We start from the raw sequence: 11,683 nt of genomic DNA, 5'->3' as shown, positions 1-11,683 counted from the left end.
ATTACGCCCTATTTGCGCCAATAAAAAATCGATGATTAATGGCGCTTAGCATGCACAATCACCTCTTGAGAGGTCAATACAATCTCGAATAAAAAGCACATTAATGCCAAAATAACTGAAGCCATTGAGGCAATAAATGACCACATCACCACGTGCGGCATATTGATGCCGGACTCTACTGAGATAAACAAACTGGCTATCGACACACAGACACTTAAAGCCGCCAATGTAGCCAATGCAATCGCACGGCGTAGCCAAGTAATGCGGCTAATCACAATCTTTAATTCATCTTTGTAATTTTCCTCCCGCTCGTGCAAGTCCATACTTTGAATCAATCTTGCGCGATCAATCGCACGCACTAAACGTCCTGTAATCACGCCTAAAATAGAACCAATGCCTGTGAGCAAAAAAACAGGCGCAACGGCATCCCGTATGGCGACAGAAATAGTATGCACATCAGAAACTTCCATTAGCATGATTGACCTTTAAATCGAAATGTAAATGCCAGCCATTATGCGAAATTCTAGCAATAACGCAAAGCGCTTTTATCAAAAATAATACATGACGCGCTGTATCGAGCCGCTACTATGCTAAGCGTAGATTAGCTGGAAGCCAGAAAACATTGACGGGTACATGACTTTATAAATTCGATACGTGATGAAAGAAAAGACCATAAAACTAGCGCACTTCTAAGCATGATGTTGCAGCCAAAATAACTGAACGCCACACATGCATGAACTGCTGAATAAAGCCATGTTTACAAAGCGATTAAATTAGAACGTAACGCTATTTACTTGGCGCAACTGGTGCCTTTACTTTTTTAGGTTTTTTAATTTCCTTGTTACTTTTCTGACCTTTACCCATCGTGCACTCCTGTAACATTTTAGTTCAGTTATCATAAACTCATGGCTGAAATAAGGTGAATTATTTGGTCTATGATTGTGCTTTTCGCATGAGATAAAACAGTATAGTCCCAATTGCCATTAGGCCAGCAGCAATATAAAACCCCATCTCATAACCACCTTGCATACTTGCCAGCCAGCCTGTTATGGCCGGTGCAATCATTTGTGCAATACCGTAGGCAAGGGTCATTTTGCCCATCATTTTTGCTGGTTGCGCTGGATAATAACGCCCTGCCATCGTGAGCGTTAAGCTGACAATAGCAATCGCTGTTGCGCCATATAATATTGCACCTATCATAGCGCCAATTAAGCCCAACCCAAGTACAGGGAAAATAATGCCCACCACCTCTAATCCAGCTGCAATGATTAATGCATTCACATCGCCTATTTTGCGTGCAACCAAATCCCAAATAATGCAAGAAGGGGCAGCAATCAAACCAATCATGAGAAACACCCAACTGCCTCTATTCTCAAGCACAGGTACTGCATTAATAATCGCCACAATAAATGTAGCTGTAACCACATAACCAAAACCAGCGCAAAAATAGGCGGCGGTAAATAAACGCATAAACTTTGCATTGGGTGGCGCATGTTGCATGGATAGGTGTTGTTTTTGAATAGCATCATCAATTGGCGGCGGGGGAAACCAAACTAAGGCAGGAATAAGTAATAACCCACCTAAGCAAGCTAATACCATCCATTGGATATCCCATGCGACGTGATGGGTCATTAAAACAGCTGCCGCCGAACAAACTGCAATACCTAAACCAATGCCTGAAAAATGAATACCTAACTCGCTACGGTGATGTTGGCGAATTAACCAGTTTAATATCAAGCCACTGCCTAGCATCAAACCTGCAGCCGAACTTAAGCCAGCAATCCATCTTGACAGTGCCCAAATGGTAAAATCGGTCGTTATCGCCATCATGGCGGTGCTGATTACGGCCACCACCATCCCCCAGCGATACAAACGATCTTTCAACTTGGTATCGCCGATAGATGAAGCAACTAATACACCTATTAAATAACCAGCATAATTGATTGCCGCCAGCCATCCGCCACCAGCATGCGTCAGCGCGGCTTCTGTCATCATGATAGGCAGTAAAGGTGTATAGGCAAAGCGTGCAATTCCCATTGCCAAGACAAGGCTGCAAATACCAGCGAAAAGCACTTGAGTACGGGTGAGCATGCTAGAGGACATTGGTTATATAAAGCTGCAATGGATCAATAAGGCAGCAGATTATATCGCGCATTTTCATCGCATGCGTTAACTAAACAATATGCATCAAGGCAATCATCAATTGACCCAAGCATGGCCCATGCTTAAGCCCATGGCCAAAGACAATACAGATCTGCAATGCTCAAGTAGGCAAAGCATAATATCGCTAATCTTGCCCACTTTTTAATTGTTGAATTTTATTTGAAATTTCATCCGCATCAATAGTATCAATTGCGCTAACAGATACTTGTAAGGCTTCAAGTGCATGAATATCTTTTTGCAAATATGCCACGCGCGATAATGCAACCATCGCATCCAATTCACGTGCATTAATTTCAACCGCTTTGTTTAAGTGTTGTTTGGCTTCTGTAAGCAAACCAATTCCTTCTTCTGCCACACCCAGGTAATACCAAGCATCGGGCGATGTTGGCTCTTTGCGCGTCCATTCTTCGGCGATCGCTTTTAGCGTTTTCCACTCTGCGTTTTGATAAGGAATCACAACCCGCATAAACGGTGGTCTTTCCTCTAAAGGCACTGCCCAAAATGGGATTTCGTTTGTAGCTAAGCTTTGTGTCTCTGGCGCATCCATTAACTCTTTAATCCATTCGACGGGCAAATGGTAAAAATAACCTTTTACGCCGGGACTTTTAAATGTGGTGATGCCGATTAGATTAAACTGCTCATCAAACAAAGCACCGCCACTTGAGCCCATGGCAAATTCTGCCGTCGAACGAATAATTTCGCCACCTCCACCGCCATAGGCGTATTTCGCTTTAATCGTGCCGTAGGAAGGCTGCGGCACGTTTTGACCAATAGGGAATCCAATACTAAACACTTCTTCCTCATACTCTAAGCTGGTGCTATCACGCATTTGGACAGGGTTAAATGGCAAGTCGTCAAATTTGAGCAAACATAAATCCCGTTTCCAATCCGCTTTAATTGCTTTTGGCTGATACGCATCACGAAACTTGGCAACATTCGCCCCATTGGCGTTGGCAACCACATGGCAATTGGTTGCCACATATTCTTTGCTGACCACAACACCAGATCCACGGCCATTTTGACCATTCGGCAACTGGGTCGTAATCATCACCACGGAATGGCTTAACGCTAAGGTTTCAGCAAAACTGGGCCTTGCCAACAAACTGGGGGCATAGAGCAAACAGAAAATAATAAATAGCAGGTCTCTCATGTTAATCACACTCCAACATATCAATTTAATCAAATACATCACGTCAGACAGCCTATTGTCATTAACGTTTAAAAAATAGTCATGCGCAAACAATACTATCCCTTGTTTGTAAACACCCATCTAAGTTTGCAAGCAGTCACCCGATTTATTTTTTTACCTGTGTATTTTTGTGCAAGCGACATCGATCAGAACAATATTTAACATCGGCCCAAACCGCTTTCCATTTTTTTCGCCAATTAAAGGGGCGTTGGCAAACGACACAAAGCTTACTCGGTAAATCAGACTTTTTCACCCGCATCCATTCTTGTTAAGAAGTGCTTACTATCGTCTACTATCTTTTTCTTTATAGCATCATCCATTTTATTCAGCGTGTTGTATATCATTGCCATACGTGGATTGCGCGCTAATAAATCTTGATGACGAATTAAAAAGTCCCAATATAAATAATTAAATGGACAAGCTGATTCACCCTGTTTTGCTTTAACGTCATATTGACAACTTTTACAATAATTTGACATCTTGTTGATATAGGCGCCACTTGCTGCATAGGGCTTAGAACCCAATTGACCACCATCCGCAAACAGCACCATGCCAGAGACATTTGGCAACTCAACCCACTCATAAGCATCGGCATACACCAATAAATACCAGGCATTTACTTCATTAGGATGCATACCCGCCAACAAGGCAAAATTACCCAATACCATTAAGCGTTGAATGTGGTGTGCATAAGCATGTTGCTGGGTTTCTTTAACACATTGCTTAACACAATTCATATTGGTTTCTGCTGTCCAATAACATGGCGCTAATTGTCGTTGTGCGTTGAGTGCGTTCGCCTGCGCATAATCAGGCATAAATTGCCAATACACACCGCGCACATATTCACGCCAACCCACAATTTGCCTAATAAATCCTTCAACTGCATTTAATGGCGCAAGTTGTTGGTGATACGCCTGCTCTGCTAATTGGACACATTCCATCGGCAGTAAAAGTCCACTGTTTAAATACAAACTGATATGGCTATGAAACAACCAAGGCTCGTCTTGCATCATGGCATCTTGATAGTCACCAAAGTTTGATAAACGCGTTTCAATAAACTGCTTTAAGGCAATCAGGGCTTGGCTGCGATTAATTGCGTAATGAAATCCATCCATCACACCAAAATGATGTGAGAATCGAGATTGCACCAGCGCCATCACCGCTTGAGTAATCGCATCTGGCGCTTGATGATAGGTAGGCGGAATAACAACATGGGCAGGCAAGGGTTTTCGGTTGTCGGCATCGAAACTCCATTCACCACCAAGTGGCAAATCACCATCCATTAAAATGCCATAGCTTCTACGTATTTCGCGATAAAAATACGCCATGCGTAATTGTTTACGCCCATTTGACCATTTGGCAAATCCTTGATGAGAGCATAAAAAACGTTTATCAGGACGAATGTCTACTGGCACACCCAAGTTTGCTTGCCAATTTTTCATTGCTTGAAGCACGCGATACTCACTGGCCTCAGTCACTATGATGTGATTTGGCTGAAACTGCTCAATAGCACGCTTTAATTCACCAGTAATAGTGCCGCTATTGTTGGCATCATCCAGCATCACATAATGGACTTTAAAGCCCGCCTCACGCAATTCTGCGGCAAAATGACGCATAGCAGAAAAGATAAAAACCAGCTTCTTCTGATGATGCTTAACGTAAGTTGCTTCTTCTAGCACCTCACACATCATGATTAAATCTTGTGATTGATCAGCACCTTCTAAACTAGAGATGATTGGGTTGAGCTGATCACCCAACACCAAATGCAGATTCATAAGTTAACCCGCACAAGCACTGGCAGCGTTTTGTTTCATCTCTTCATACACTTGATCGGCACCCATGGCTAATGCATAAGGATTGGTCCGAATATATTGGATATACTCCATTTGATGCTCAGGAATCTTTAGCGCATATTGATCCACAATACAACCACAAGCACTTATGGTTGTATTGCTAGTACAATGTGAAAGCTCTTGCTGTTTGATTGCGTCCGACCATGGCACGTCATTACGCTGCGTTGCTGAGAGTTGCGCACGGTTTTGTGTCAAAAATGCGTACATCAGCTCTACGCTGGCTCTTAATTTACCCAGTGGTGCGGTTTGCAAAATATCCGCATCTGCGATGCTTAGCTGATCAACGTTCACACTAAATTCAGCGCGGTGGTCTATGCCCTGTGGCAAGGCATAACCTTGCGCAGCAAGCATAATTTTTTTGGCCGGTTGCCCATCCAAAAAGGCATTCGCTTCATCAACATCCGCTTGTGGCAGTTGCACCACCAACTGTGCTTTGCAGCCATCAAGTTCTACCGCTTGAATCTGCACCTTAATTTTTTTGTCGGCCAAGGTATGTTTAAAGACTGGTGGAATTTTCTGGGTTAAATAAGCCACTTCTGCTTGCGTTAACTGGCCTAGCTGACTATCAGACAAACAAGTGGCAAATGCACTCGATACTTGACAGATTACTAATAAAAAAACACTGATTTTTATCATCAACGAATCCAAAATAAAAGTTGTAAATCGGACAGTGTTGAATGAAAAGCGTTCCAAACAGACGCAAAATAATCCGTTAAGACGGTCAATAATGATAGCAAGCCAGGCATTACGGAATAATAGCGATGACTGTTTGTTGCAGCATCAAATGGATATCGCGATTTTATCGGTGCAGCATGTCTAGGCAAAAGCGTTCACTGTATAAACCTTTAAAACCCTAACGCATGCTTCATTACATAAAAAATATGCGTCTGCTCTTGCACACCCACAAATAAATGCGACATTGGGCCACCGGCAAAAATAGCCACATCCTCACCTGCATGGGTTGCCGATTTTAAAGGAATATTGGCTTCTTGTCGGAAATTAGGCTTCATCGTATTAATGTTCTCCAAATCGACAACGCGACCTGGTTGCAAGCTGACATTGTCTTCCTGCAGCTCGCTCTCATCACAATTATCTGCATGAAACCCCACACCACTTACATAATTTAATGTCGTGTAAGGCTTGCCATCAGCTGCTTTGGTTGTCGTCTTTGCGCCTGGCGAGATCACTTTGCCCAAAATTGGATTACCACGCACAGGGTAACCCGCTATATTAAAGGTATGACTGTGATCGGCAGTGACGATGACTAAGGTATTGTTTAAATCGACTTTTTCCAAAGCTGTTTTCACCGCATCGGACAAGGCGACCGTTTCACTTAATGCGCGGTAGGCATTTCCAGCATGGTGCGCGTGATCGATACGACCAGCTTCTACCATCAAAAAATAACCTTTTTTATTGTTTGCCAAGATATCAATTGCTTTACTGGTCATATCGCTTAAAGAAGGCTCATTAGTGACTTTACCGTTTGTTCTGTCATGTTCGTATTGCATATGCGATGGCGCAAATAAACCCAGCAAACGCTGTGTTTTGTTCGCATCTATTGCATCAAACTGTGTTTTATTCCAAACATACTGCCCATTAAATTTTTGCTGATACTCGTTAATTAAATGTCGCCCATCGGTACGCTCGCCTTTTTTATCAGCATATTCTGGATCAATCATGGTATTGGGCATAAACTTAGTACGCCCGCCGCCAAGTGCCACTTCCAGTCCGTCGCCAATACCGCCATCGCCAAAATGATCAATCAGCTGAGCCGCAATATCTTTTAACTGGGTATCTTTTGGTAACTGGGCATTCGCTTCCCAATCGCGGTTTGAACTATGTGCATAGGTTGCAGCAGGCGTGGCATGCGTCAACCTTGCGGTAGAGACAACCCCTGTTGACAGTCCTTTTAACTCTGCATGTTCTAGTATGGTGGTTAATTGTGCTGCCTTTAATTTGTTGATATCTTTTTCGCCACGACTGATACTTTGCGACACCGATATCATTCTGTCATTGGTCTTGACCCCAGTGACCATTGCCGTCATGGTTGGTGCAGAATCTGGTGTTTGCTGATTGGCGGAATAGGTTTTGGATAGCGCCAGATAAGGTAGCTTTTCAAAAGCAAGTTGATTACCCTCACCATCCATCCCTTTTTGCTGACCTTCAAATATGCGCGCGGCTGTAATGGTTGAAATGCCCATACCATCACCCACAAACAAAATCACGTTTTTTGCTTGCTGGTTGTTTGTTTGTAACTGTTGAGCCGCTATTAATGCCGCTTCGCCTTTTTTGACCCAAGACGCTGCATCTTCTGCACGGCTATCGGTAACAATTAATACAATGGCTAACATAAAACCAACTAATAGGATTAAACCTGTTTTTTTACATAAAAATTGCATGATTTACTCTATACGATATTGAAAAGTGTTTTTAACATTGGGCACATTAACAGCCTTACCATCCACAATGCGTGGCGTATATCTAAAGCTTTTGGTGGCAGTCAGCGATGGTTTAATAAAAAAAGGATGACAATCATCTAATACCTGAGGATTTTCTACGCGGCCTTCAGTATTAACGGTATAACGTACTGTACAAGCGCCTTGTATGCCTTTATCAAGTGCACGCGTTGGATAAGCGGGTGCATCTTTCTGCACTGGAAAATACTGGCTACTATCAAAAGGCTGATTGGTCGGTGCGTCACTGGCTGTGCTTGTTGTTGATTCTGCATTAGTAGACACTTGACTCGCCGTCTGCTGCGCAGCAACTGGCGCGGGCGCCTCTTCAATACGTGGTACTTCCGTTTCTTCAGTCTTATCTGGCGCACTGTCCACGGCCGTCATTTTGGGTTCATCTACCCGCTTTTTGGCAAACTCAGCTTCATTGATAGCTTGCACAGGTGGCTCTTTTTTCACGGGTGGTTTTTCTAACACAGGCGGCTCTGGTGGTTGTACGACAACATCCTCACTAACAGGGGAAACCACTGGCGCCTGAATCATTTGTATTTTGATGGTATTAACCGCAGCCGCAACGGGTTTGTTCTCTTGCCAACCAGCCAATAATAAAGTCATCATTAGCAGATGAATAAACACAGCCACGCCAAGCGCAAAACACTGTTCCGAGCGCAACAAATGCGTAAACGCTTGTAAATCAATCACCGGTGTCGGGGCTAATACGCGACTCATTCTGGCGCTTCCGTAATCAGACCTAAGTTCGTTACACCACCTTTTTGCAATGCTGCAATGCCAGCAATAACAGTGGCATAATTGGCCGCTTGATCAGCGCGAATAAACACTTGCGTATCGCCTCGTAAGGCAATCACTTGCTTCACTTTCTGTGTCATCTCATTCACATCAACCGCAGTATCTGTTTGCGATGTGGTATTCACTTCTTCACCAACGTTCCAAAAATAACTGCCATCACTTTTTACCGACAGGGTGAGAATTTGCAACGTTGCATCTGTGGGCAATGCTTCACTTTCTATTTTTGGCAACTCAAGCTTTACGCCCTGCACCAACAGCGGCGCTGTCACCATAAAAATCACCAGCAAAACCAGCATCACGTCAATATAAGGCACCACATTCATTTCTGCTTTTGGGCCATGTTGACTTTGCGGCTTCCTTAACATTACTGACCTCCTGCCACGAGCGAAACAGGCTTCAGTGGGGCATGTAAAAGACGATGTAAGCGCATTTGCAGCTCGTTGCCGAAGGTGTAATAGCTTGCAGTAATCGTCGCACCGCGTGCGCTAAATCGGTTGTAAGCAATCACAGCTGGAATCGCTGCAAATAGGCCAATGGCTGTTGCAATTAGAGCCTCAGCAATACCCGGCGCTACGGTAGACAGTGTGGCTTGCTGCACTTGGGACAAGCCGATAAATGCATTCATAATGCCCCAAACGGTACCAAATAAACCGATATATGGACTCACAGAGCCCACCGTCGCTAAAAATGATAAGCCTTTTTCTAGTTGCGCTTCTTCTTTGCCAATAGCAACCAACATCGCGCGTTCTGCACCTTCTGTTACTTGGCTAGCTGCTATGTTGGGCAGGTGTTTAAGGGAGGAAAATTCGCGGTAGCCCTCACTAAAAATGCCTTGTAAATGTGTCACAGACTTTTGCTTATTCGTGACTTCATCGTATAAATGCACCAAATCATCCGCTTGACGAAAACGTCGAATAAATGTGGCATTGTCTTTTTCAGTACGGGCTAGATTTTTGGCACGTAATACAATCAAATACCAACTAATCACTGAAGCCAATACCAAAATTAACATGACTGTTTGTACCAATACACTGGCACCAGCAACCAAACTCCAAATGGACATTTCCTCTAATCCTGTTTCCATCTCACCACTCCTTTGTTCTACTATTAAATTCGCATCAAAAGCGCATTCACGCGAATATTGCCAATCTCTACTATTAAATGACATACAGGTGACAACTTGATGACAGTCACCCTATTCAAGGTTTAATGCTTCGGCAATGGCTGTCCAAGGCACATATTTAAAATTTTGTTTCTCTTCTGGCATACGTTTACGTCCATCTTGCACCACCAACATACCAAGTCGCCATAACCCAGTGTTATGACCACTAAGATCTGCTGAGGTCACTTCAAGACCATCCGTCTCAGACGCGCCATCAATTGCTAGCAAAGCGTTAATGCCAATTCTAAAATTGCCACGCACTTGATAGGGCGGTGTAGCATCCAGTACAACATAGCTATCATTGCCTTGACTTGAGATAACCAAATAGTCTTGCTTAGCTCCCTGATAGTAGGCAATGCCCTCTATATCTGCATGCACAATCTCATTGGTCGAGATTACGTTCGTCATGGTCGTTGGCACATCCGCACGAGCACTCAATGTCCACACAGCCACATCCTCCTCACCAATAAATAATTGCTCGCTTTGGTCATGTGCCACACAACCCTCAGGTTGTGTTTCCACTTTAAAACTACGTGCTTTTTTTGTGGCAATCTGACCATTAACAGCCATTAATTGATATTGTTCAAACGTGCCATCTTTATCGTTCATGATTGCGTAAAAGTTATCCTGCTTATCTTTAAACATGCAAATGCCATACATTTCCTGAATGGTTGTGGCGTGTTCACCCAAAACGCTGACATGTCCACTTTGGCGGTCTATGCTAAAGAGATGCAAACTGTTGTTATCACGATTGCTGGCTGCTGCAATATCAATCAATTTGCCATTGAGGTTAAAACCTGTTCGTACATCTACATTATTTAAGCGACCAACAGGTAAGTATTGCTGCGTTTTTCCTTGTAAGTCATAAACTGCTAAACCACCCTGCTTATCTGTGGCCAAGACCAAGCTTTTGGTGGCATCATTTGGATGCATCCAAATAGCTGGATCATCTGCCGCATCGCCCATACTTGGTATAGCGTCTGTTTGAATCAGTGGTTTAACTTCCAAGATTTGGCTTACTTCATGCCCTTTCTCGTTCAACAAATCATCTGCTGCAATCGCTAAAGTTGCTTTATGCAAGCCACTTTTATCATGCACCAATAGCGCTAACGTAGTGCCATTAGCACGAACACTGATATTTTCTGGAGAATCCAGCCCAGCCAATGCAACTGGCAATACTGCTTTGTAAACAGCATGAGCACTATCCCCATTATTTTGATAGCGATGTAAGTGTGCACTATCAGCATCTATCAATAAAACTTGATGATTTGCAATGGCCATTCCTGAAACGTTCTTTTCAATATCGCCAAAGGGCGTCAGCATCGCTACTGGTTGGCGCATGAGTTCCGCTTCGGCACGCGCAGCATACGCCCATAGCCCTACGTTTTCTTCGTTCACATACAGCGTATTTGATCGGTCATCTACTTGGCAAAAACTACTTGCCGGTGGCAAACTCAGCCCTCTAACACGCAAAGCTTGTGGCAATAATGCGTGATCAGCAGCTACTAGCCATTGCTCACCCAAACCTTCTTCGCCCACCAAAAATACAAAGGCATTATTGCCACCATCTTGGTACAAACAGGCATCCTCTATTTTGAAGTTAGGCTTAGGCAAAGTGAGTGGTGCAGACCAAGTGCCGCTATCTTGACTAACAATTGATACTACCGCTTGTTGTAAATTACCTTCAACACTCGCCACCAACATACCCTGAGGGATTAGGCGATGGTCTACGGAGGTAAAGTATCCCTTTAACTGACTCAAGGTCTCGCCCTTTTCGTCAATAACTAACAAACCATGTTTTTTGCTTGCGATCATGACATCTGCATTTGTTAAAGTGACATTGGGTGCAAACATACTGCTGTCAATAAGCTGTGCGGCTTCTACCTTGTGTTTGATTGGTAGCGGCTTAAAACTAATCGACTCCCCACCTTTAGCTGGGCTTGTCTGTTGGCAAGCTGTCAACAAAACAAAGCTAAGGCTAGTGATGCCAACGACAAAATGATGTTTAAGTATTGAAATTTGCATATTTCTCTCTGATTATTCATGCCAAGTATTA

11 protein-coding genes are annotated in these 11,683 nt (G+C 43.5%); all 11 read right to left on the bottom strand.

Annotated elements, in window-relative coordinates:
* Nucleotides 1-35: 35 nt before the first annotated feature.
* The 11 genes from KFB94_05970 to KFB94_05920 all read right to left on the bottom strand — a co-directional run bounded on the left by KFB94_05970 (nucleotide 36) and on the right by KFB94_05920 (nucleotide 11,652).
* Nucleotides 36-476, bottom strand: a complete 441-nt coding sequence (locus KFB94_05970; protein QVL44859.1) for a DUF2721 domain-containing protein — start codon at nucleotides 474-476, stop codon at nucleotides 36-38.
* 457 nt (nucleotides 477-933) lie between these two features.
* Nucleotides 934-2,091, bottom strand: a complete 1,158-nt coding sequence (locus tag KFB94_05965; protein ID QVL44858.1) for a YbfB/YjiJ family MFS transporter — start codon at nucleotides 2,089-2,091, stop codon at nucleotides 934-936.
* 196 nt (nucleotides 2,092-2,287) lie between these two features.
* Nucleotides 2,288-3,313 carry a trypsin-like peptidase domain-containing protein gene (locus tag KFB94_05960; protein QVL44857.1) on the bottom strand — a complete coding sequence of 342 codons (1,026 nt, stop codon included), beginning with the start codon at nucleotides 3,311-3,313 and terminating at the stop codon, nucleotides 2,288-2,290.
* A 145-nt stretch (nucleotides 3,314-3,458) separates the two neighbouring features.
* The gene (locus KFB94_05955; protein ID QVL44856.1) at nucleotides 3,459-3,611 is read right to left on the bottom strand and encodes a DUF2256 domain-containing protein; all 153 of its coding nucleotides are present in this window, start codon (nucleotides 3,609-3,611) and stop codon (nucleotides 3,459-3,461) included.
* Nucleotides 3,592-5,127, bottom strand: coding sequence for a cryptochrome/photolyase family protein (locus tag KFB94_05950; protein QVL44855.1), 1,536 nt, complete (start codon nucleotides 5,125-5,127; stop codon nucleotides 3,592-3,594). Before KFB94_05950 ends, KFB94_05955 begins: the two co-directional genes overlap by 20 nt.
* 3 nt (nucleotides 5,128-5,130) lie before the next feature.
* The gene (locus KFB94_05945; GenBank protein QVL44854.1) at nucleotides 5,131-5,841 is read right to left on the bottom strand and encodes a hypothetical protein; all 711 of its coding nucleotides are present in this window, start codon (nucleotides 5,839-5,841) and stop codon (nucleotides 5,131-5,133) included.
* Between the two features lie 209 nt (nucleotides 5,842-6,050).
* Entirely contained in the window at nucleotides 6,051-7,556 is a 1,506-nt protein-coding gene (locus KFB94_05940) for an alkaline phosphatase (protein ID QVL46586.1), read from the bottom strand.
* 51 nt (nucleotides 7,557-7,607) lie between these two features.
* Nucleotides 7,608-8,387: an energy transducer TonB gene (locus tag KFB94_05935; GenBank protein QVL44853.1), complete on the bottom strand. Its 780-nt coding sequence runs from the start codon at nucleotides 8,385-8,387 to the stop codon at nucleotides 7,608-7,610.
* Nucleotides 8,384-8,830 (bottom strand): protein TolR, encoded by a 447-nt coding sequence (gene tolR / locus KFB94_05930; GenBank protein QVL44852.1) that lies wholly within the window; start codon nucleotides 8,828-8,830, stop codon nucleotides 8,384-8,386. The genes KFB94_05935 and tolR overlap by 4 nt, the downstream gene beginning before the upstream one ends.
* A complete protein-coding gene (tolQ, locus tag KFB94_05925; protein QVL44851.1) occupies nucleotides 8,830-9,549 on the bottom strand; it encodes a protein TolQ in 720 nt (239 codons plus the stop codon). The genes tolR and tolQ overlap by 1 nt, the downstream gene beginning before the upstream one ends.
* A gap of 111 nt (nucleotides 9,550-9,660) precedes the next feature.
* On the bottom strand, nucleotides 9,661-11,652 hold the full coding sequence (locus tag KFB94_05920; protein ID QVL44850.1) for a phytase: 1,992 nt from the start codon (nucleotides 11,650-11,652) through the stop codon (nucleotides 9,661-9,663).
* Nucleotides 11,653-11,683: the final 31 nt, after the last annotated feature.

This window comes from Methylophilaceae bacterium (assembly GCA_018398995.1).
Lineage (GTDB): Bacteria > Pseudomonadota > Gammaproteobacteria > Burkholderiales > Methylophilaceae.
This window is presented reverse-complemented; position numbering and strand designations above follow the sequence as displayed.

What these genes read in the sequence shown, in the direction of transcription:
- KFB94_05970 (QVL44859.1), bottom strand. Translation starts at nt 476, where the DNA reads ATGCTAATGGAAGTTTCTGATGTGCATACTATTTCTGTCGCCATACGG.
- KFB94_05965 (QVL44858.1), bottom strand. Translation starts at nt 2,091, where the DNA reads ATGCTCACCCGTACTCAAGTGCTTTTCGCTGGTATTTGCAGCCTTGTC.
- KFB94_05960 (QVL44857.1), bottom strand. Translation starts at nt 3,313, where the DNA reads ATGAGAGACCTGCTATTTATTATTTTCTGTTTGCTCTATGCCCCCAGT.
- KFB94_05955 (QVL44856.1), bottom strand. Translation starts at nt 3,611, where the DNA reads ATGCGGGTGAAAAAGTCTGATTTACCGAGTAAGCTTTGTGTCGTTTGC.
- KFB94_05950 (QVL44855.1), bottom strand. Translation starts at nt 5,127, where the DNA reads ATGAATCTGCATTTGGTGTTGGGTGATCAGCTCAACCCAATCATCTCT.
- KFB94_05945 (QVL44854.1), bottom strand. Translation starts at nt 5,841, where the DNA reads ATGATAAAAATCAGTGTTTTTTTATTAGTAATCTGTCAAGTATCGAGT.
- KFB94_05940 (QVL46586.1), bottom strand. Translation starts at nt 7,556, where the DNA reads ATGTTAGCCATTGTATTAATTGTTACCGATAGCCGTGCAGAAGATGCA.
- KFB94_05935 (QVL44853.1), bottom strand. Translation starts at nt 8,387, where the DNA reads ATGAGTCGCGTATTAGCCCCGACACCGGTGATTGATTTACAAGCGTTT.
- tolR (QVL44852.1), bottom strand. Translation starts at nt 8,830, where the DNA reads ATGTTAAGGAAGCCGCAAAGTCAACATGGCCCAAAAGCAGAAATGAAT.
- tolQ (QVL44851.1), bottom strand. Translation starts at nt 9,549, where the DNA reads ATGGAAACAGGATTAGAGGAAATGTCCATTTGGAGTTTGGTTGCTGGT.
- KFB94_05920 (QVL44850.1), bottom strand. Translation starts at nt 11,652, where the DNA reads ATGCAAATTTCAATACTTAAACATCATTTTGTCGTTGGCATCACTAGC.